The organism is Spirosoma arboris, assembly GCF_009754945.1.
Lineage (GTDB): Bacteria > Bacteroidota > Bacteroidia > Cytophagales > Spirosomataceae > Spirosoma > Spirosoma arboris.
In genome coordinates this window covers 142,745-164,517 of sequence record NZ_WPIN01000011.1, presented here as the reverse complement: position 1 = coordinate 164,517, position 21,773 = coordinate 142,745, and the positions used below count along the sequence as shown (strand labels likewise).

Genomic DNA, 21,773 nt, shown 5'->3' with positions numbered 1-21,773 from the left:
GCGAATGCCATCGTCTGAACGGGTTGTGGCATTAGATTCTCCCGATGACTACCTTATGTGGATCATAACGGAGAAGGTTTATGAAGAAACGATTATTGATTTTGTTGGGGCTAATCTGCCCGGTTGTTTACGCACAGCTACCGGTAGATTTGTCTGGGTATCAGAAAAAAAGTGGCACTAGCGTAATCAGTCAGGGAAATAGTTTGGTGGTGAGCTGGCCAGCGAAAGGAAAAGAAACGGCAAAGCTGGTCCTTAACCTCGAACAGACTAAACCGCTCTTCAATAGCCTTCAGCTAACCCGGCAGGGGAAAGTCCATGAGATCGCCAAAGCTTTAGATCCGGCCTTTGTACTAACCATTGGCAAACGGGATCTGGTCTCCCAAAATGGCTGGAATATCTTCTTCGACAAGACCAACAAGCTACCCCACAAATCATATGCTGTTGAGCTGACTAAACGAACTGCCAGCGTCAAAACCATCGGTACCCGAACCGTCGTTAGGCTCTCGGAGGTGAAAGCGGCTACTTTCAGTGGTGCTCTCGAAATCACGGTCTATGCGGGTAGCCCTCTGGTTAATGTTGCTGCGGTGATGGCCACTGAAGTTGACTCGACAGCCATTCTCTACGATGCGGGTCTGGTGACCAAACAACCAGTATGGAGTTCCCTTGCCTGGTCGGACACTGATAACCAGATGCAACGCATTGCGGCCGATCTGAAGCAGCCAAATAAAGCGCAGGCCGTCAAATACCGGACGATTATCGGGACAACTAACAACGGAAGCCTGGCCGTATTTCCGGCACCTCACCAATATTTTTACCCGCTGGATGAAGCGTATAACCTGGATTTTACGTGGTACGGGACCAATTATCGGAGCCTGGTTCCTGATTTTGGTATTGGTATCCGGCAGGATTTAATGGGCGATCGGCGGTGGGTTCCCTGGGTGAACGCCCCCCCGAAAACCCAGCAGCGGCTAAACTTTTTTTTCCTGCTAAGTACAGATACGCCCGCCAAAGCGCTGGACGAGGTGAAGCAATTTACCCATAATGACAAGTACCCGGTGGTGCCCGGCTACAAAACCATGTCGAGCCATTTTCATAATGAGCATACCATGAATACGGTGCTGGCGGGCAAGCCGGTACCTGAAGTGCCCAATTTTGTGAAGGTGTTCAAAAACTCGGGTGTCAACATCGTACACCTTGCCGAATTTCATGGCCCCGGCCATCCTAAAGGGCCAGATGACCAGCGACTTCTGGAGCTAAAGACCCTGTTCAGTGAGTGCAAACGACTCTCCGACAGTGATTTTCTCCTGCTTCCGGGCGAAGAACCCAATAATTTTTTTGGTGGTCACTGGCTGGACTTTTTTCCGAAACCGGTGTACTGGATTATGTCCCGTAAACCCGAAATGCCGTTTGTGATGGATGATCCGACGTACGGGAAAGTATATCGCATTGCCGATAAGAACGATATGCTGAAACTGCTGGAAGTTGAGCATGGGTTGGCCTGGACAGCCCACGCCCGAACCAAAGGCTCAACCGGTTTCCCGGATCAGTACAAAGACGAAGATTTTTATAAGTCTGATCACTTTTTTGGCGCGGCCTGGAAAAACATCCCCGCCGATTTGTCGGAGCCGCGATTGAGTCGACGCGTGTTAGATCTGATGGATGATATGGCTAACTGGGGATTGAAAAAACACGTCATAGCAGAATCTGACATTTTCTCAATGGAGCCGGAGAACGAAACCTATGCTCACTTGAATGTCAACTATTTACAATTGGATAAACTGCCAGAGTACAGTCAGGGTTGGCAGCCTATTCTGGATGTTATGCAGCAGGGTAAATTCTTCGTAACAACGGGCGAGATTATGCTGCCTCGTTTTACGGTCAATGGAAAAGGTGCGGGCGAAACCCTTACACTATCCGCCGACGGCAAAGCAACAATTGCGCTGACTGTTGACTGGACATTTCCGCTAACGTTTGCCGAAATCATATCGGGCGATGGCAAGCAGGTGTTTCGCGAACGCATCGACCTGACGCACACACTTCCTTTTGGCAAACAGGCATTCAATCTAACAACCAATCTGAAAAATAGAACCTGGGTTCGGGTTGAGGTGTGGGATGCCGCCATCAATGGGGCGTTTACGCAGCAAGTTTGGATTAAGTAATGGAATAGATTTTTAAACACGGAGGCACGGAGAACACAAAGTATTTAAGATCATGTATGCCTCCGTGTTTAAAATTTTGTCTATGTAATTAGGAAATGGCGAGGAAGCGATGATGGTATTTATTCCACTTGCCTTTGAGAGCCCAGGATTTCCGGTGCATGGCTTTCCAGATGGCATCGTAAGCTTCAGTATTGATCAATGGATTCGTCCGATATTGATTAACCAGCCGATCTTTCAACTCGTTTAGCGTATACAAACTGAGGCAATTGTCAACGTCGTTGAGGAAGTTTTCCGGGCTAGGTAAAAACGGACCTGCGGAGGGTGTTTGCGAAGGTTGCATAGGACTTAACGTTCTGATTATCTATACGAAAGATACGAATTTTCTCGCACTCTACCAAGCCATTCGACGCTGATTTTTGTGCTAAATAAGGCCAATTACAATGACAGAAATCATGAAAATTAACGGTCTATTGCCTCGCCTGATTTGACCTCTACTGCTGAGCCGTCAGCCAGAAACACCGAGGCTGGTGGGTGGTCAAAAAACGGCGCAAAGTCAGCTCCATACAGCGTCGCTACGTCACAACGAACGTCATACGTCTTCACGGGGTAGATGTTCCAGGGTGGGTGAACCACTTCATATTCCGATGTTCGACCGTTGCCCCGTTTAGTATACCCCCAATAGTGTTCGGTAATGAAAGCTTCTTCGCTTTCTGGAACAAGGGGATGGCCCGTACGGTCGGCACTAACCCGGATGTGGTTCCAGTTTGAGTCAACTTCCCACTCGTAGTCGATATACTGGACTTTCTCCTGGATATCCCAACGATGACGCATTGGATGCGTTTCGTATGGTTCGCCGTACAGCGTATTGGCTACCAGCGAGATGGCGAATTTGGGAACCAGTTCTTTTACAAATACGACACCTCGTTTCCATCCAGTTGGCGATTTTCGTCGGACATAAAAGCGTAGGTTGAACTCTTCAAACTGGCGATGAAAAGGCACCGATACGTTTCCAAATAGCTTTACATTCTGGAAATAAAACCCCACCAAACTACCGTAGCAGATGCCATTAAACTCGTCAAGTTCGGTTCCATAAGGCAGCAATGGATCAAGTACCCGGCGATCGAGGACATAGTTGGCAAATATTAAATTTCGCCATTCGGCGGTAAGAAATGTAGTAGCCATGGTTTAGCGCTTAATACGATTCGTCTGGAATCTCAAGAATAATCTTACCAATGTGTTCGCTATCAGCCATAAGTTGTTGCGCCTGGGCCGCTTCTGCGAGCGGGAATGTTCGGTAAACAATCGCTTTCAGGCGTCCATCAGCTAACAATGGCCAAACATGGTGTTCGACATCGGCAGTCAATGCAGCTTTAAAGTTAGCATCGCGTGGTTTGAGCATACTGCCACTGAGCGTAATTCGTTTCTGCATCAGCGTCGGAATGTTAATCTGGCTGTCGGCGCCCTGCATGGCATTAATAAACATCAGTCGGCCGTCGGTAGCCAGCAGGCGAAGGTTTTTGGGCGTGTAATCGCCCCCAACCATGTCCAGCACGACATTGATACCTACGTCTGTAAGTGCCCTTTCGAAGTCTTCTTTTTTGTAATTGATGCACTTGATGGCCCCTAATTGCTCACAGGCGGCACATTTCTCGTCGCTGCCCGCCGTTGCATAGGCGTTGGCTCCGAATGCGTTTGCCAACTGAATGGCAGTAACGCCAATGCCACTGCTACCACCGTGAACGAGTAAATTTTCTCCCGCTGCCAGATGCGCCCACTGGAAAATTGTTGACCAGACGGTAAGCACCGTTTCGGGTAGAGCGGCTGCTTCGACAAAGGATAAACTGGGCGGAATGGGTAGGCAATGCCGTTCATCGACTGCTACATAGTCGGCATACCCACCGCCAGATAGGAGGGCACAAACTCGATTACCAACCTGCCAGCGACTGGTATCAGGGCCACATTTTTCAATAACACCGGCCACCTCCAGGCCCGGAATCTGACCGGTTGGATCGGGGCCATAACTACCCTCCCGCAAATGGATATCGCTTCGATTAACGCCAGCTGCCCGTACCCGAACCAGCACTTGCCCTGATTCGGGTTGTGGAATAGGGCGCTCCTGTAGTTGAAGTACATGGCTATCGCCGGGGTGAGTTATGCTAATTGCTTTCATGAATTGATAACTGGAAAGGGCCAGTTTTGTCCTGAAAATTCAAGGATGTCTGGATTGGAAATGGATACTAAAGCAGACAGACTCGAAGGTAGGTGAAACTGATAACCTAAAAAATAAACTACTTCTGACAAAAATTGGTAGTTATAGAATACCAGACTACAAGCATCATGACTCAACCCAATCAGACTGTCGAAGACATAAACTCAGCCGTACGGAAGCAACTGATCAGTTTACTGACGGATAGCAATGCACACCAATCGTTTGACGGCGCGGTTAAGGGCTTACCCGCCGAACTACGGGGCGTAAAGCCAGATAAACTTCCTTATAGTATCTGGCAATTAGTAGATCATATTCGAACGGTTCAATGGGATATTCTCGAATTTTCCCGAAATGCAGACCATCAGTCGCCCCCCTGGCCGGATGGGTTCTGGGCCAAAGAGATTGCCCCTCCAAATGAGGACGCCTGGCAACAGGCACTGGATCAGATTCTGAAGGACCGTACTGACTTTATTGGGCTGCTAAATGACCCTCAGAACGATTTATACGCACCTTTTGCTCATGGCGATGGACAGAATTTACTTCGCGAAGCCCTGCTTATCGGTGATCATAATGCCTACCATATCGGTGAAATAATCATCATCCGACGGCTGCTTGGAGCGTGGAAGAAATGACCGGGAGATTAGCGTAATTGCTAATTCTGTCCCGCATAGTAAATTACTGATTTTATTATTATATACCTTTGTGCTTCACTATAAAAAAGTCTCATGTCTACAGACAGTCAACCGAAGAAACTACCGAGTCAACCCGCTTTTACGATTTCTGCACAATTAGCCAGTCACAAACAGGGTATTGTGAACGTACCAGCTAGTGTTGATTCGTATTTTGGTGATCATGGTAAAATTGTCGTAGTAACTCTTCCAAACGATCAACGAATACATTGCACAATTGAGCGAAAGAAAACCTCTAAGCATGGAGCCAGCTTTTCTCATCCGTTACTCAAAGAATACTTTGGGAACAAGATCCAAAAAGATTGGGAATATCGAGTCAAAATAAATGGTGTAAACACAATTAGTATACGACCAATTGAACTCCCTCAGGAAGTAGCCGAAGAACCAACTCAAGAATCTCAGGAGTAGGTTTTTCTTTCCAGTACAAAACTCGAATTACAACCAGCATACGATTAGTACGGTACATAACAGAGAGCCCCGGATCATACATGATCCGGGGCTCTCTGCGTAATCACGCCTATGGGCTCATTGATAATTCATTATACCGTTAAATCAAAATATGCGATTAGTAACCCTATTGCCGATTTACATTCGATCAATGCTCTACTGATCAACTAGTATAAAAAAATCTGCCCTCGGTTGTTTCCTTACGATTGACTTCCTGCGACTAATAAGCCACACACCTTTAGGAGATTTAACTATGATTGCGCACGCGCTCAGTATCATCGTCAACGAGTTAAACCGTCATCTCCAGTCATATAACCTGCCTGAGGATAATCAGGTAGATGCCAATCAAGCCGTTCTCGGCAATTTGGCAGAAGGACTGGGATCGGGCGGGTCTGATGCCTTGGTACCCCGGGATCGGCTTGTGTTATCAGTGGTTAATATTCGGGAGGAGAAAACCTTAAAGAACCTGCCTAATTACGTTCGAAACGACGCCAAACTCAGTGTCACGTACGAAAACCCGCCCATTTTTCTGAATTTTCAGATCCTCATGGCGTCAACGCATATCAAGTATCCGAGCGCCTTGCTGATGTTGTCCCGTGGCCTTCAGTTCTTTCAATATAAAAAAACATTTACCCAGGAAAACGTCGACCCGGATTCATTAAATCCACCGCCTGCTCTGACTAATCAACGCGATCAATTAGAGGTATTCAAGTTGATTTTCGACTTGTATTCACCAACCGTAGAAGAGATCAATTACTTGTGGGGAACACTGGGCGGAAAACAGTACCCATTTGCCTTGTACACGCTACGCATGCTCGATCTGAAATTTAAAGCCGTCTTGAACGAAAGCGGCTTGATTACAGACGTGGTCAGTGATTTCTATCATAAAAAACCTGTAAGGAATTGATATGGCAGAGCGCGTTCAAAATGGGTATCGACGATTGTTCGAACTGCGGCTGTTTCACCATTATTGGCTGGATCAGGGCTCCATTCTATTCGATCTGCTGACAAAGCAGCAGCAGGAAGATCGATTATTGACTTATGATTTACGTCAGTTTTTAGCCATAGCGCCTACCAGCCCGACCGAAAAGCTATTAAAAAAACTGGGTGCCATTTATAAAAATACAGCGTTGGGTTGCGTAGTGGTTGTGCCAGCCGGAACAGTTGTGCCAGCAGATACTTTGCTTGAACTGGTGCTAACGGTACAAAATACGGACTTCTTCACCTATACGGCCTTAACGCTCCCTAAGCAGACAATTACTGAGTATGTTAACCGACGGGAGAATACCATGTATCGGTATAAGCAGGGGGTTGCTGTTCTGTCGAATCTGACGGGTACAGCCCGAACGATAGATGGGGTAAAAAGCCTGTATTTATCGAAAGAAATTCCCAAACTTACGGATAGCGATCAGGCTAAAGTTGAGTCGCTCGTATTGGACAATACGGCTTTGCTTCAGCTAACAGGCGATCAGCCTGGCGCATTGACTCAGGAGCTTGGTTCACAGGCCCAAAACCTGCCGGTCTTTGTGCATCAGGAAGACATTCCAGTCATCGCTCCTCTCCCTGATCTGGTCGATTTTCCTGAAGCTGGTTTGCGCGGTGTACAACTGTCCGATGCAATTCCCGATACGGTGTACGCGCTCGTCAGGATAGCCGTCGAGCGTCCCGATGATGCCGATTTTAGTTGCGTTACCGATGGCGCTACTCCTGGCATTCCTCGTGGGCTGCCCAAAGCAATTCCCCCTGTCTTTCAGATTCATTTGAAAAATCGCTCAACGTTCCGGGCGTATTACGATAAGCTAACGGGCAATCTGCTCTCAAAGGAGCCTACTCCACTTCCGCTTACCTGGTTTAGTCCTGATCGTCAAGTAAGCCGCGAAGAAAGCATGAAGCCAAGACCGTCAACCGATTCGATTACCATTGCTTTTGACCCTGTTGATCCCCAGCGAATTACGGGCCTATTTTCTACTATCACTAAATAACTGTCGCATTATCAACTTGTTAAAAAACTAAACTATGGCAGCAGTGTATAATACTCCGGGTGTATACGTCGAGGAAATTCCCAAATTTCCGCCTTCCATCGCCCCGGTCGAAACAGCCATTCCGGCATTTGTCGGGTATACAGAACAGGCGATCAGAAATGGCGAATCGCTCATCCTGAAACCTACGCCTATTGAATCAATTGCTGAGTACGAGGAGGTTTTTGGCGGAGCTCCATCACAGGATGTCGTTATTTATCTGGACAACAACAACAACTTTGTCAGAAGCCAGGCAAGTAGTGCACTGTATCTATACGATAGTCTACGGATGTTTTATGCCAATGGGGGAGGGCGTTGCTTTATCATCTCGGTTGGGCTATATCCTGCCTCGGCTGTAGGCATTAAATCGGACGACATTGCAAACGGCCTGGCTGAGCTGGAGAAAGAGGATGAACCAACGATCATTCTGTTGCCCGATGCGGTTTCTGTCGATAAGGGGCCTTATGCACTGCAACAGACGGCGCTGGGCCAGTGTGCAACGCTCAAAGATCGGGTGGCGATTTGTGACCTGGTTAAAACAACCGATTTTGTAGCCTTCGATAAAGAAATTGCGAATTTCCGTACGAGTATTGGTATCAATGATCTAAAATACGGAGCTGCTTATGGGCCGTGGATCAATGCTAACATTCAGCGGCAGATCTGGCGAAGAAATCTATCGCTCAAACGGGATGGCATCGGAACCGACATTCAACTGGAAAGCCTGACAACCGATGCCGACATTCTGAATTTAATTCGGGACATTAAGCTAGTTGAGCAGGCCAGTACGTCGGTGATCAATGGTGTCACTGCGATAACCGGATCGGCCGATAAAACGCTTGATGATTCGCTGCAAGCTGCACTGGATGCGTACCGGGCGACCAATGATGCGAGCACAGCCGCTCAGTTGGTAACTGCTTTGCAGCAATTTACAGGATTGACTTTGAGTGTTTTACAGGCAATTCAGAGCCTGAATGAACAGCCTGATGTGGCAGGTTCGAAGTTTGAAATCAAGAAAACCATAGCCTCCTATCTGAAAGGTTCCACGCTGAACAACTCAATAACAACACTGGTTTCGCACTCTGTTCTACAAGGCGCTAATGCCGCTGCCAAAACAGCAGCCCAGAAAGCGGCTGATGATGCTAAAACAGCCGCTGACGATGCTAAAACGGCAGCCGATAAAGCAAAAACTGACGCTGATGCTGACCCCGCAAATGCTGGGTTAGCTGTCGATGCGAAGGCAAAAGCTGATGCGAAAATCGCGGCCGATCAGGTAAAAGCTGATGCCGATGCTTACCTGGCAGCCATCACTATATCCTCAGCTGCTCCTATTGCAAACGTTGTCCAGACAGGTGCTACCCTGGATGCCACCGCCAAACTACTCGGTTTTGCAGATGGAGCCACATTATTAAAGGATGTTTCCCAGAAAGCTGCGGTAACCGCACAATATCCGGCTACCGTTGATAGCCTGAAAAAACGCGCCGATGTGATTGAAGGAGCCGCCTATTTTGCCTTGACGGATGCCCTTCAAATGATCAGTTCCATTCAGAGTAGTATAAATGAGTTTGAAAAAAGTCTCAACGATACACTGCTGGCTGCTTTTGGTAAATTTAAAGAGCTGGTCAACAAAGGCGGGGAGGCACTTAACCAACTTCCGCCAAGTGGAGCGGTAGCAGGTATCTACGCCAAAACTGATAATGAACGAGGGGTTTGGAAAGCGCCAGCTAATGTAAGCCTGAATGCCGTGATAAGCCCAATGGTAAAGGTCTCGCAAACGCAGCAGGGCGCTTATAATGTGGATGTCAACGCCGGTAAGTCGATCAATATTATTCGTGCGTTTCCGGGTAAAGGAACACTGGTTTGGGGTGCGCGTACCCTTGCCGGCAACGACAACGAATGGCGGTATGTGCCCGTTCGGCGGCTCTTCAATTTTATAGAAGAATCCGTTAAAAAAGCCACTGAGCAGTTCGTTTTCGAACCCAACGATGCCAACACCTGGGTAAAGATGCAGTCGATGATCGAAAACTTCCTGACTACGCTCTGGCGTCAGGGAGCTTTGCAGGGCGTTAAACCCGAACATGCGTTTTATGTGGCTGTAGGTCTGGGCAAAACCATGACGGCCCTGGATATTCTGGAAGGACGGATGAATCTCGAAATCGGATTGGTTGCTGTACGACCGGCTGAATTCATTATTCTGAAGTTTTCACACAAAATGGCCGAATCCTGAGCGATTGTAGGATTTACCTACGCTACCCGATTTTAGGCATTTAACATACTTCTTTCACCCTTTACTGGCTAACACATTATGGCACAGGAATATCCTTTACCCCGGTTTCAGTTTCAAGTGGATTGGGGTGGCGCAAAAATTAGCTTCACCGAAATTACCGGCCTCGATATGCAGGTGGAAGTCATCGAATATCGACACAGCGACAGCAAAGATTTCAACAAAATAAAGATGCCGGGCATGCGAAAGTTCAGCAACATTACCATGAAGCGCGGCAAATTCGAGGGTGACTTCGACTTTAACACCTGGCTGGATGAAATTGCCAACGCGCGAGATGGTGGTCGGCGGGATGTGACAATTCGGCTGTTGAATGAAAAACACACACCTGTAGCTGTCTGGTCGGCTACCCGTTGTTTTCCGGTAAAAGTGACTGCGCCTGACCTCAAATCAGATGCGAACGAAATTGCCGTAGAAACCATCGAAATCGCCCATGAGGGTTTGAAACTAATGAGGATTTGAGTTTTTGGGCAAACGGACTAAACGTGTCGGATCATGGTCGATTATTATCCGCCCTGGGGCTTTTATTACAAAGTGGAATTCAGTATCAGCCAGAACAAAAACGACGTTCGATTTCAGTCTGTGTCGGGTTTGTCGGTTGAATACGACTCGGAAGAGTTTAAAGAAGGGGGCGAAAACCGCTTTACACACAAACTCCCGGTGCGGACGAAGTATGCCGATCTCGTTTTGAAACGTGGGATGCTCACCGATTCTGCCGTGATCGACTGGTTCCTGAATGCCTTCCGTGATAGAACGTTTACGGCATCAGATATCAACATCATTCTCATGAATGAACAGGGTGAGCCATTGCGCACCTGGAGTGTGTTTCATGCTATTCCTAAAAAATGGCTCGTGAGTGACCTGAACGCGAACGACAACGCCGTCGTCATCGAAACGCTTGAACTGATTTATCGGTATTTCACCATCAAGTAAAGGGCCTCCCAATTACCTAAAGGGCAGGGCTGTTAAGCTCTGGGTTTTTGTCCCGATTTGCTCCCCTCTCCTGTTTTGGGCGATCCGCCGTTGCGGGAGGGGCTAACTTAACACCCTGGGCTGGGGGGTATTATCAGTCAGTTTTTAGAATCACCGTATCCTCGGTCTGTGTCCTCACAGAACGCTTTAACGAAGGGTAGCCACAGGCGTTCTGTGAGGACACAGACCGAGGATATGAATCAATACATAGAGTCAGGATAAATCATTGATAAACAATGCCTATTGAGATCAGAGAACTGCACATCCGCGTTACGGTCAATGCCCCGTCAGCAGGTGGTGGGGCAACGGCGCAACCCGCGTCTCAACCACCGGCGAGTGGGGGTAGTGGCGAGGACAAGGATGCGCTGATCGCTGAGTGTGTTGAACAGGTCTTGCAGATACTTCAGGAAAAACAGGAACGCTGATGGCAACCGGAGGAAAACTAGAAAAAATGCTTATTCTGGGTTTTAAGGACTCGAAAGAAGCCGAAACCGGTGGCAAAGCCGAAGCCATCAAGAACGATGCGTATTTCGAAGCACTCATCAATCCGGAAACCTACACACTCGAGTATAAACTCAAATTTTCGGGATCAGGGCAGGGACAGGGAACCAGCGGTAAACAACTGAAGTATGAGTACACCGAACCGGAGGAAATCACGTTCGAATTCCTCTTCGACAATACCGGCATCATCGACGATAATCCCCGTGATAACATCGCCGATGACATTAAGAAATTCAAGCAGGTATTGATCGAATACAAGGGCGACTCGCACGAGCCCCGGCATTTTAAACTCGTTTGGGGCGAAAATTCCATTTTTAAAGGGCGTGTAACGGAGCTGAGCATCACCTATAAACTATTCAAGCCAGATGGGAGCCCCATCCGGGCAGTGGCGAAGGTGAAGTTCAAGAGTAGCATCGAGGAGATGAAGCGGGCAGCCAAAGAAAACAAAAGCTCGCCCGATCTCACGCATGTGCGCCTGGTCAAAGCTGGTGATTCGTTGCCTCTGATGTGCTACCAGATTTACGGCGATACACGCTACTACCTGAAAGTAGCTGAGATTAACGGACTTGGTAATTTCCGCCAACTCGTTCCGGGTACCGAACTCATATTTCCGCCGATTGATAAAACGTCAAACTAACGCCAACTGTGGCCAACAACGCTAGCTCATCGGCTATTTCAACACCGGCAACGCCGGATGTCTGCACGGTAAAAGTGCTGGTGGAGGGCACCGAAATTCCCGGTACAATTCACCTGGCTTCGCTCACTATCGTGCGGGATATGAACCGAATACCGTCGGCAACAATCCATATCCAGGATGGCGAAGCGTCGAAAGGAACGTTTGCTGTTGGTAATGAAGCCCATTTCATCCCAGGGAAAAAGATCGAAATCAAACTGGGTTACCGCTCGAATGAGTCTACCGTTTTCAAAGGTATCGTTATCAAGTACAGCATAAAAATCCGTAAAAACGGCAGCTTTCTGATTGTTGAGTGTCGCCATGAAGCTGTGAAAATGACCTCAGGACTGAAAAGTGCCTATTACGAGAATAAAAAAGACAATGATATTCTGGAGGAAATCATTGGGCGCTATAAACTCGCCAAGGAAGTGGCCACCACGAAACCCAACCTCCCGGAAGTCGTTCAATATGAGGCTACAGATTGGGATTTCATGCTTTGCCGGGCCGAAGCCAACGGTCTGTTCGTGATGGTGGAAGACGACAAACTCCGAATCGTCAAGCCCGATATGGGGCAAAGTCCGGTGTTAAACGCTGCGTTTGGCTCCACGATTCTTGAACTGGATGCCGAAATCGACGCTCGCTTACAGAGTCCGGGTATTACAACCCATAGCTGGAATGCAACGGATCAGGAGATGGTGAAGGTTGAGGCCAGTGAACCCACGACCACCAATACGGGCAATCTAACGCCCACGGCGCTGGCGGGAGTACTCGGAGGAAACGCCCACGACCTGCGCCACGGTGGCAAGCTCTCAACGCCCGAACTCCAGGCCTGGGCCGATGGTCGCCTGCTCCGGGAACGTCTGGCTAAAGTTCGCGGGCGGGTTCGGTTTCAGGGAACAGCGGAGGTAATGCCGGGCAAAGTAATTGAATTGGGAGGCATTGGCGATCGGCTTCAGGGGAAGGTGCTGGTGACGGGTATCTGGCATCAGTTTGCGGGAGGAAACTGGGAAACCGACGTGCAGTTTGGCCTTAATCCTGAACCCATTGCGCAAGCCTACAACCTAAGGCCACTACCGGCAGCTGGTCTCTTGCCAGCCGTGAGCGGACTACAAATTGGTGTAGTAACCAAACTGGAAGGAGATCCTGATGGCGAAGACCGCATCAAGATTCGCCTGCCGCTGGTGAGCCCACAGGAAGAAGGGGTGTGGGCACGCATTGTAACCCTGGACGCAGGCAACAACCGGGGAACCTATTTCAGGCCGGAAGTTGGCGACGAGGTAATGGTTGGTTTTTTACAGGATGATCCCCGATATCCGATTGTGCTGGGCATGTGCCACAGTAGTAAAAAACCGGCACCAAAGCCCCCTTCGCAAACCAACGACGAAAAAGGGTACGTATCGAGAGAGAAGATAAAAATGACGTTTGACGATGGAAAGAAAACCCTGGCCTTTGAGATGCCTAAAGGGAATAAAATTACCCTCTCAGACAATGATATCAAGCTCGAAGATAAGAACGGGAATAAAATTACGATGGACAGTAAAGGGATTACGATTGAAAGCGATAAAGACCTGATTCTGAAGGCGGGCAAAAACCTGAAAATCGAAGGAATGACGGTTGAGATGAAAGCCCAGTCGTCGCTGAAAGCTCAGGCAACAGGCACTGCCGAACTGTCGGGCGCAAATACGACCGTGAAAGGGAATGCTGCAACTGTGATTCAGGGAGGCATCGTGCAGATTAACTAAACTGTAAAAAACACCTTGTTCAATGGATCTATCCTTTCTGGGCCGTGGCTGGTCATTCCCGCCAACCTTCAATATGAGGCTTTCGGGCGTCGAGATGCTGGAACAGGAAGCAGACATTGCCTCTAGTTTAGAGGTATTGCTGACGACCATTCCGACCGAACGGGTTATGTTGCCCGATTATGGTTGCAACCTGCAGGAACTGCTTTATGAAAGCCTCGACACCACAACAAAAACACTGCTGGAAGATAAAATCGAGTCGGCTATTCTGTATTACGAACCACGAATTGACCTCGAAAATGTTCTTCTGGACAGTAGTCGTGAATTAGAAGGCGTCGTCTTGATTGAGGTGACCTATACGGTGCGAACGACCAATTCGCGCTTCAATTTCGTCTTCCCATACTACATCCAGGAAGGCTCAGACATCAACCTTACGGCCACACTGAATCTATTGCCCGACCGTAATTAAGCCATCAACCGAATGGACTGCAATCAGAACATCGACCCGTTAAAACTCGTCCGCGAAGGAACTAGTCAGGAACAGCGCAACAGCCGTGCGCTTGATCCTGGCTATGCACCTGTAAATGAGCGGACCATTGCGCACGGAATGGTGTTTGCCCAGGCCTATGCCCGTTACCTGATCTATTACAACAGTAGTAATGCCGCTTCAGGAAATTGGGAGCAATTCTTCTCGAACGATGTTTCGCTACAACTAGCGGTAGCGGCTATAGCAGATGTAACAGCCTACAAAACCCGCGTCAAGGAAGCCTTCGATTTTCTGAATGACAATAGCCATCAGACGAACGAACCGGACCTAAAAAACTACCTGGGGTATCTGTTTGGCTATGCGGCTACGCTTGCCCGGCAGCTGGATACCCTAAAAGAAAACCTGCCCGCAGATGTTCCGCTCAAAAGCACGCTACAGAACCTGATTCAAAATCAGTTAGCGCCTAGTTTTGTGCGTCTGATAGCCTATTATAAACCCAACCTGAAAGCAGCACCAAATGAGGATGAACTGGACGAAGCAACGTCGCTACTTGTAAATAGTCAGCCTGATTTTCAGCTGATGGGCAACCCGGCAATTCCGTTTAGTACGATCTATAAGAATGGCTTATCGACCGATTGGATAACCGATAAATCCCCCAACTGGACAAAATTCGTAGAAGGCATTCCGGCGCAGGCTGGAGTGTATGGTTCGGGTGCAACGGTCTTTGAGAAAATCAATCATATTGCCACTCACAACCTGTTTACATCTGTTTTTGACCAATTCCTGAAGGTATTCGCCCGGATTGTGGCGATGGCTAAAACAGCGCTGAACGATACCCTGACCAAACGGGACGATCATGAACCGCATTATACGCTGTTTCTGGCCTTTTTGCGCCTTCAGGAATACGCTCGTCAGGAAACCAATACCCTGACAGGTAGGCACCTTGATTTTTATTGCCGCGATATTCTGCATCTGCGCGAAAAACCAGCCGAACCTAGCCATGCTCACCTCTTGCTGGAACTGGCAAAACAAACCGATTCCTTTTTGGTGGAGAAGGGCGAGTTGTTTAAAGCGGGGAAGGATGATCAGAGTAAAGATGTCTTTTTTGTCAATGATGCCGATTTTGTGGCCAATCAGGCGGTAGTAACGGCGCTGAAAACCGTTTACCGGCACACAAACGAACCCGTTACCGGCGAAAACGCCAATGCCAATAAGCAGGTCGGGCGTCTGTATGCGTCGCCGGTGGCCAATTCGCAGGATGGAGTAGGGGCAGCCTTAACCTCTGCCGATGGTTCCTGGCATCCGTTTTTTAATAAACAATACGTAGATGGAGCGCTAAAGGCTATTCTGATGCCTAAGGCTGAGGTAGGTTTCGCTCTGGCTTCGCCTGTGCTCTATCTGACTGGCGGCTACCGAAAAATAAGCCTGACGTTTCTGTTAACCGAAAAACGGACATTCGGTGGTCAGGTTACGGTATACCTGACCACCGAAAAAGGATGGTTCTCTATGCCAGTCGATTTCGCAACCACCGATTCGCAAACGGCAACGCTGTCGTTTGTCCTCGAAGCCGATGTGCCCGCAATTCTGCCATATAACGCTGAACTGCATGGGGGCGATTTCCAGACAGCATACCCGCTTGTTAAAGTCATCCTGAATCAGCAAGCCGATCAGGTATATGATTATGCTGAATTGGAAACCGCTGTGGTGAAAAGTTGCACCATTTCAGTTTCGGTTGGTCTTGACGAAAATGGAAATCTGAACAAGCCCGGATTGAAAGCATTGGCCGTCAGTAATGATTTCGGACCAGTCGATCTGTCGAAGCCTTTCCAGCCATTTGGACCAATTCCGCAGCAGAATTCGGCGTTGCTGATCGGTAGTAAAGAAGTCTTTCAGAAGCCAAACCCGACTATCTACCTTGATCTGGCCTGGCGAAAGCTTCCGGCCACGCTGCCAACACTGGCGATGGCGTACCTGAACAAAGGAGAGTGGGCACCCCTAACCAATTCTGTAGATATACGGACCAACCCAATTCAACTAACGATTCCGGTAAACCCGCCCGTAACGGTCGACTATTCGCCCGACGATTTCTTCAGTGCGACCACAGTTGGGGGCTTTCTGAGGTTATCGACCAATGGCGATTTTGGGTATAAAAAGTGGCAGACAGATTTGAACGCCTACCTGGCAAATCTGGCGGCTGTAGCCGCGGCAGGGGCTTCCGCAGCGTTAGAAACTGCGAACTCCACCGCAACAGCAGCTGCAACGCCTGAGGAAAAAGCAACGGTAACTTCTGAAATACTGGCGAAGACAGGTATATTCAAATTGGCCAATCTGTCGGACAAACTGGTGAATTTTAGTGCATTGCAGGCCAGTACAATACCAACTACCCTGCCCATTGCTCCAGAGCCTCCCGAACTGGCATCCATCCGTCTGGGCTATTCCGTAACGGCCGACCCTATTTTGCTGGATTCGACAACCAGTAAAGACAAGACAGGGGCTAAATTTTATCATCTGGCACCCTTCGGTATGGCTGAGCGACACCCGGCGTTGGCGGCCAATGCGCCAACTACGTTGCTGCCGTCATTTAGCCATGCCGAGGCCGGTGTGATGAACAGCCATGAGGGTGAATTTTATATCGGCGTGACAAACCTGATGCCTCCTCAGAATCTCGCACTCCTCATTCAGGTGGCAGATGGCACGGCTGATCCAAATGCCGAAAAGCCGAAAAATCACCTGTCCTGGAGCTATTTGAGCGGAAATAACTGGGTTGCTTTCCCTAAAGAAGCGGTGGTGGACACAACGGGCGAATTTGTCCGTTCGGGTATTGTTACCCTGTCCATGCCCCGCGACGCGACGGCAGCTAATAGCCTGCTGCCAACGGGAATGCATTGGATACGGGTAGCCGTAGTGGAAAAGAGCGAAGCGGTTTGCCGATTGATCCGTGTTGCTGCACAGGCACTGCGCGTCACGTTCACCGATCAGGGCAATGATCCGGCTTTCCCGGCCAAGGTGCTCCCCGCCGGAACGATTACCAAACTAGATCAGCCCGATGCCGCCGTTAAGAAAATAGATCAGCCGTTTCCTACGTTTGGCGGGCGTGGTAAAGAGGCATCCCAGGGATTTTATACGCGGGTGAGTGAACGCCTTCGACATAAAGACCGGGCAATTGGGCTCTGGGATTATGAACGGCTGGTACTGGAGGCTTTCCCGCAGTTGTATAAAGTGAAATGCCTCAATCACACCTATTATGAACCGGGTATTTACAAAGAACTGGCGCCCGGTCATGTCACGCTGATTGCAGTTCCTGATCAACAAATTCAGAATCAGCGCGATCCGCTGAAGCCCTACACGAGTCTGGGCGTATTGGAAGAGATTCACGACTTCCTAAGCCAGCGACTTTCCTCCTTCGTGAAACTACATGTCAAAAATCCACAGTTCGAAGGTGTACGGGTTCGATTCCGGGTCAAGTTTTACGATGGGTTCGACGAAACTTTTTATAAAGTCCGATTGCAGGAAGCGATTACCCGTTTTCTGTCGCCCTGGGCTTTTGCGAGTTCGGGCGGTCCTTCATTCGGAGGTAAAGTCTACAAATCCCTACTGATCAATTTCGTAGAAGAACAGTCCTACGTCGATTACGTAACTGATTTTCAGCTATTCCACGATATAAATAACCTACCCGGAACGGAGGACCAGCAGGAGATTGAAGGATCAAAAGCCATCTCAATCCTGGTTTCTGTACCGGCCACTTACCACACCATCACAGTCATTCAACCGGCGGAAGATGTACCGGCTTCCGACCACTGCCCCTGCGAAGCATGAGCCAGCAACCGCTTATCATACCTAAACAGCCCGTTCTGAAACCTGCCCAGGACTTTTTCCAGCTGCGCAGAGAGGGAATTGGATTTATTGAGCAGATGGGGAGCCGTTTCTGGACGGATTATAACCTCCACGATTCGGGTATCACACTCCATGAGTCCCTGTGTTATGCGTTGACTGACGTCGCCTATCGAATCGGATGGGATATTAAGGATATTCTGACGACTGAGCCGCCAACGACTCCGCCCGATCCGTCACGCCAACTGTACCCTGATCAGGCTTTTTTTACAGCCCGGGAAATTTTAACGATAAATCCCTGTACACCAGATGATTTTCGTCGGCTGCTCATCGATCTCGATCAAATTCGGAATGCCTGGATTTCCAGTAAAAAGTGCGCCTGCGATCTGCATTACTATGCCTGGTGTGAGAAAGACCAGTTGACGCTATCGTATCAGAAACCTACTGATCCACTACTCCAGCCCGTGCAAGTCGACCCAACCGGCTTATACGAAGTGCTACTTGAACTGGAAGCCGACCCGGAGCTGGGCGATTTGAACGACCGGAAAATTGAGTATGCCTACGCCATCTTTGACGATGACGGGGAACGGCATCCCGTTAAACTGGAATTGCGCTTTCCGAACTGGGAGCTTCAGCAATGGGATGAATGGGATGTATTGTTAAAAAATAAAGCCGTTTTCGCCGACGAAACAAATCCGCCAACCTTTAAACTCCTGAAATTCAACAGGAGTAAAACGGATAGTACCTCGTTCGACCAAACACCGGCTGGGAATAAACTGCTTCAAAACAACTGGCGTTCGCTGTTTTACGCCAGCTATGAAATTGAACCGGTGGCGGGCGGCAAGACAATCACGATTGAGAATGTTAGCGTGCGTATCTACAGTGATACGTTCGTTAAAAATCAGGCAACGGTTGCCGACCTGATGAACCAACTGGGTAACTCAACGCCCACGGGAGCCATTTGGCGATACTGCCGTAAACTGCTCAACGTAGCGGAGTCGGTTAAAGCGGCCAAACGGGCATTGCAGTGTTTTCGGAACCTGGACGAAGATTTTTGCCGGGTGAAAGGCGTGGAGGTGGAGGACGTTTCGGTTTGCGCCGACGTGGAAGTGCGGCCCGATGCAGACATCGAACGCATACAGGCTGAGATCTGGTTTCAGATCGACCAATATATGAATCCGCCTGTTCTGTTCTACAGCCTGAAAGAGCTGATGGACAATGGAGAAGCTGTGGAAGACATCTTCAACGGGCCAAAACTGAAAAACGGATTTATTAAGTCTGACGACCTGGCAGCAGCCCAATTGAAAACGGTCCTGCGAACTTCGGACATCATCAATCGATTGATGGATATCGAGGGGGTCGTAGCCGTAAATGACCTGATGCTGGCTAAATACGACTCGGAAGGGAATGTGGTGAAAGGGGCCGCTGACCCGACGCAAGTCGGTACGAGCCTGAACTTCGATGCGAATAAATCCAGTGCCCGATGGCAGTTGTTTATGAGCAGTCAGCACCAGCCTCGACTGTATTTTAATCAGTCGAACTTCCTGTTCTACAAAAACGGCCTGCCATTTCAACCCAGACTAGACGAAGCCAGCGATACGCTGACACAATTACGCGGAGAAGCTGAGCAGCCGAAGTTCAACATTTCCACAACTGACGATTCAGTAGGAGAGGATTTACTGCCGCCCGCCGGTACCTATCGTCGGCTGGACGATTATTTCCCCGTTCAGTACACGCTCCCCGTGACCTACGGCATTGGACCGGAAGGCTTACCCGCTCGGTCGACGCCATTGCGAAAGGCACAGGCAAAGCAATTGAAAGCGTATCTGATGGTATTTGAACAACTTCTGGGAAATGCCTTCGCACAGGTAACCAATACCGCTAGCCTGTTTTCACTGAATCCGGCTAGTAATCAGACCTATTTTAGCCGGTTGTTCGGAGAGGACGATATTCAGGGATGGGACGAACTTGTCAATACGGACCCCGCAACGGGCCTGACGGCTGCGACTTTGCAGTCAATGGTCGAAACTGTGCCGGAATTTGAAGAGCGACGAAACCGCTTTCTCGATCACCTGATGGCTCGCTTTGGGGAACAGTTTGGCGATTATGCCTTTCTACTGACCAATTTACAGGGAGAGCAGGTGGCTCAGGAACACCTGATTGGCGACAAGATTTCCTTTCTAAAGGCCTATCCAACAATTAGTCACGACCGAGGTAGAGCCTTTAACCAACAGAAAAACCTTACTGATCCAGCCAATGTGCCGGGCCTGAAGCGTCGGATTAGCCTCCTGCTTGGGTATCCTGATCTAACGTTCTCGTGGGCGTTTTCGGGCCCTGCCGAAGGTCCCTTTATCATCGATCATTACCAACTGAAAGACAAAAACAATACGGTTTGGTTAGAAGGGCCGCTGGCTGTAAATGAAGCCCTGAAAGAAGAGGCAACCCGTAAAGCATGGCAGCAGTTTCGGGATATCCTAAAGCGGATGATTCAGCCGGATGCCTATCAACGTACTGCCGAATCGGGTCAGTTTCGGCTTACCGTTACCGCCGACAATGGGGATCTACTCGGACAATATCCCAACCTGTTTACAACCGAAGCAGAAGTCCAACCAATTGAAACTGAATTGGTAAACTGGAGTAGTAACGAGCGCGCCATTTTGGCCGAACACCTGTTATTACGCCCCAAATTTCCGGGCGATGCCTTGTATCCGGCCTGCGCCGAAGGCGACTGTGGTACCTGTGGCGACGAAGATCCCTATTCATTCCGGTTAACGTTTGTGATGCCGGGCTGGATCGAGCCGTTCAGCGAAAACATGGAGATGCGTCGGTTTGCCAATACGACGATCCAGCAGGAAACTCCATCGCATCTGCTGCCCAAAATCTGTTGGATAGGCAATGATGGGTTTATCGAAAATCCCTGCGATCCGGTTATCACCAAATTGGCCGATTTACTGGAAACAACCGGTAAAACGGCCGGAGGCACCCGCCCCAGTGAGCAGGAAGCCTGCACATGTGCCCAGGCTATTTATGCCGCTTTCAGTAAAGTCTTCCATGCCTGGTACGCCGATAAAACGCTGCTTTTTTTTCATGCTGATTCCCTGAAAACGGCTCTGACGACAGTATTTACGACGAACCTAAAGGCCGCAGACATTGCCTGCACGACGGTTCTGGAGGATGCGTTGTGGGCAGATGTGCTGGGCATGATGGTGACTTATTTTCAACAGATTGCCTTATCTGGATGGCAATTCGAACGGTTTGAAAATGTCTGGCAAGCCTGGCTGGGAGCCAATGCGGCTATTGACTGGACAGAACAACATCTTCAGGAAAATGTTGAAGCGATTCTGACCAGCAATGTAGTGGGTTCCGGTGCAAGTCTGTCGCGGGATCAGCAGGCTAAACTATGCCAGCGTGCCACCGCGATTCTGTCGAACTATGGAATGGATTTCTATGCCTGGATGGCGGGTAATATCCGTTCAGGGCTCGCGTTTAGCGAACTGGATTTTAGCACATTTGCGCCCCGTGCGCTTCAACTCGGTACCGATTTTACCTTCACCGCCAACACCGTTACGGCACTGAGTGCGTTGCTGTCGGAGCGTTATGCCTCCTATATGGAGGTATCCTATCGCCTTTGGATGGTGGTGGATCTCCTCAGTAAGCTACGCAATACCTATCCGGGCGCTACGCTGCACGACTGCGATGATGGCAGCGATCAGAACCCCGTTCGGTTAGGCAGTACGGCCCTCGGCAACTATCCCATCAAAAAATCATGA

Annotated in this window: 17 protein-coding genes; 14 read left to right on the top strand and 3 right to left on the bottom strand. The window is 49.2% G+C overall.

All coding sequences use genetic code 11. The features are described 5' to 3' along the window. Positions 1-80 precede the first annotated feature (80 nt). Entirely contained in the window at positions 81-2,159 is a 2,079-nt protein-coding gene (locus GO755_RS25965; RefSeq protein WP_157588222.1) for a CehA/McbA family metallohydrolase domain-containing protein, read from the top strand. Between the two features lie 88 nt (positions 2,160-2,247). Here GO755_RS25965 and GO755_RS25960 read toward each other — a convergent pair whose 3' ends face one another. The 3 genes from GO755_RS25960 to GO755_RS25950 all read right to left on the bottom strand — a co-directional run bounded on the left by GO755_RS25960 (position 2,248) and on the right by GO755_RS25950 (position 4,329). After that, the gene (locus GO755_RS25960; RefSeq protein ID WP_157588221.1) at positions 2,248-2,499 is read right to left on the bottom strand and encodes a hypothetical protein; all 252 of its coding nucleotides are present in this window, start codon (positions 2,497-2,499) and stop codon (positions 2,248-2,250) included. A gap of 119 nt (positions 2,500-2,618) precedes the next feature. Continuing rightward, positions 2,619-3,341: a YqjF family protein gene (locus GO755_RS25955; RefSeq protein ID WP_157588220.1), complete on the bottom strand. Its 723-nt coding sequence runs from the start codon at positions 3,339-3,341 to the stop codon at positions 2,619-2,621. Positions 3,342-3,351: 10 nt separating this feature from the next. Continuing rightward, positions 3,352-4,329, bottom strand: coding sequence for an NAD(P)H-quinone oxidoreductase (locus GO755_RS25950; protein ID WP_157588219.1), 978 nt, complete (start codon positions 4,327-4,329; stop codon positions 3,352-3,354). Between the two features lie 167 nt (positions 4,330-4,496). Between GO755_RS25950 and GO755_RS25945 the strand changes: the two genes are divergently transcribed. From GO755_RS25945 to GO755_RS25885, 13 genes are all read left to right on the top strand, one after another. After that, positions 4,497-5,000 carry a DinB family protein gene (locus tag GO755_RS25945; protein WP_157588218.1) on the top strand — a complete coding sequence of 168 codons (504 nt, stop codon included), beginning with the start codon at positions 4,497-4,499 and terminating at the stop codon, positions 4,998-5,000. A 93-nt stretch (positions 5,001-5,093) separates the two neighbouring features. Then, positions 5,094-5,465, top strand: a complete 372-nt coding sequence (locus tag GO755_RS25940) for a hypothetical protein (RefSeq protein ID WP_157588217.1) — start codon at positions 5,094-5,096, stop codon at positions 5,463-5,465. Positions 5,466-5,757: 292 nt separating this feature from the next. After that, positions 5,758-6,411 (top strand): DUF4255 domain-containing protein, encoded by a 654-nt coding sequence (locus tag GO755_RS25935; RefSeq protein ID WP_157588216.1) that lies wholly within the window; start codon positions 5,758-5,760, stop codon positions 6,409-6,411. A gap of 1 nt (position 6,412) precedes the next feature. After that, positions 6,413-7,486 (top strand): hypothetical protein, encoded by a 1,074-nt coding sequence (locus tag GO755_RS25930; protein ID WP_157588215.1) that lies wholly within the window; start codon positions 6,413-6,415, stop codon positions 7,484-7,486. Between the two features lie 34 nt (positions 7,487-7,520). After that, a complete protein-coding gene (locus GO755_RS25925; RefSeq protein ID WP_227687087.1) occupies positions 7,521-9,746 on the top strand; it encodes a phage tail sheath family protein in 2,226 nt (741 codons plus the stop codon). A gap of 78 nt (positions 9,747-9,824) precedes the next feature. Beyond that, on the top strand, positions 9,825-10,262 hold the full coding sequence (locus GO755_RS25920; protein WP_157588214.1) for a phage tail protein: 438 nt from the start codon (positions 9,825-9,827) through the stop codon (positions 10,260-10,262). Between the two features lie 33 nt (positions 10,263-10,295). After that, positions 10,296-10,733, top strand: a complete 438-nt coding sequence (locus tag GO755_RS25915; RefSeq protein WP_157588213.1) for a phage tail protein — start codon at positions 10,296-10,298, stop codon at positions 10,731-10,733. Between the two features lie 275 nt (positions 10,734-11,008). After that, a complete protein-coding gene (locus GO755_RS25910; protein WP_157588212.1) occupies positions 11,009-11,197 on the top strand; it encodes a DUF5908 family protein in 189 nt (62 codons plus the stop codon). Beyond that, positions 11,197-11,910, top strand: a complete 714-nt coding sequence (locus tag GO755_RS25905) for a CIS tube protein (RefSeq protein ID WP_157588211.1) — start codon at positions 11,197-11,199, stop codon at positions 11,908-11,910. Before GO755_RS25910 ends, GO755_RS25905 begins: the two co-directional genes overlap by 1 nt. Positions 11,911-11,918: 8 nt before the next feature. After that, the gene (gene vgrG, locus GO755_RS25900) at positions 11,919-13,688 is read left to right on the top strand and encodes a type VI secretion system tip protein VgrG (protein ID WP_198174932.1); all 1,770 of its coding nucleotides are present in this window, start codon (positions 11,919-11,921) and stop codon (positions 13,686-13,688) included. 22 nt (positions 13,689-13,710) lie between these two features. Beyond that, on the top strand, positions 13,711-14,154 hold the full coding sequence (locus GO755_RS25895; RefSeq protein ID WP_157588210.1) for a GPW/gp25 family protein: 444 nt from the start codon (positions 13,711-13,713) through the stop codon (positions 14,152-14,154). A 12-nt stretch (positions 14,155-14,166) separates the two neighbouring features. Further along, positions 14,167-17,988, top strand: a complete 3,822-nt coding sequence (locus tag GO755_RS25890; protein WP_157588209.1) for a baseplate J/gp47 family protein — start codon at positions 14,167-14,169, stop codon at positions 17,986-17,988. Then, entirely contained in the window at positions 17,985-21,773 is a 3,789-nt protein-coding gene (locus tag GO755_RS25885) for a hypothetical protein (RefSeq protein ID WP_157588208.1), read from the top strand. The genes GO755_RS25890 and GO755_RS25885 overlap by 4 nt, the downstream gene beginning before the upstream one ends.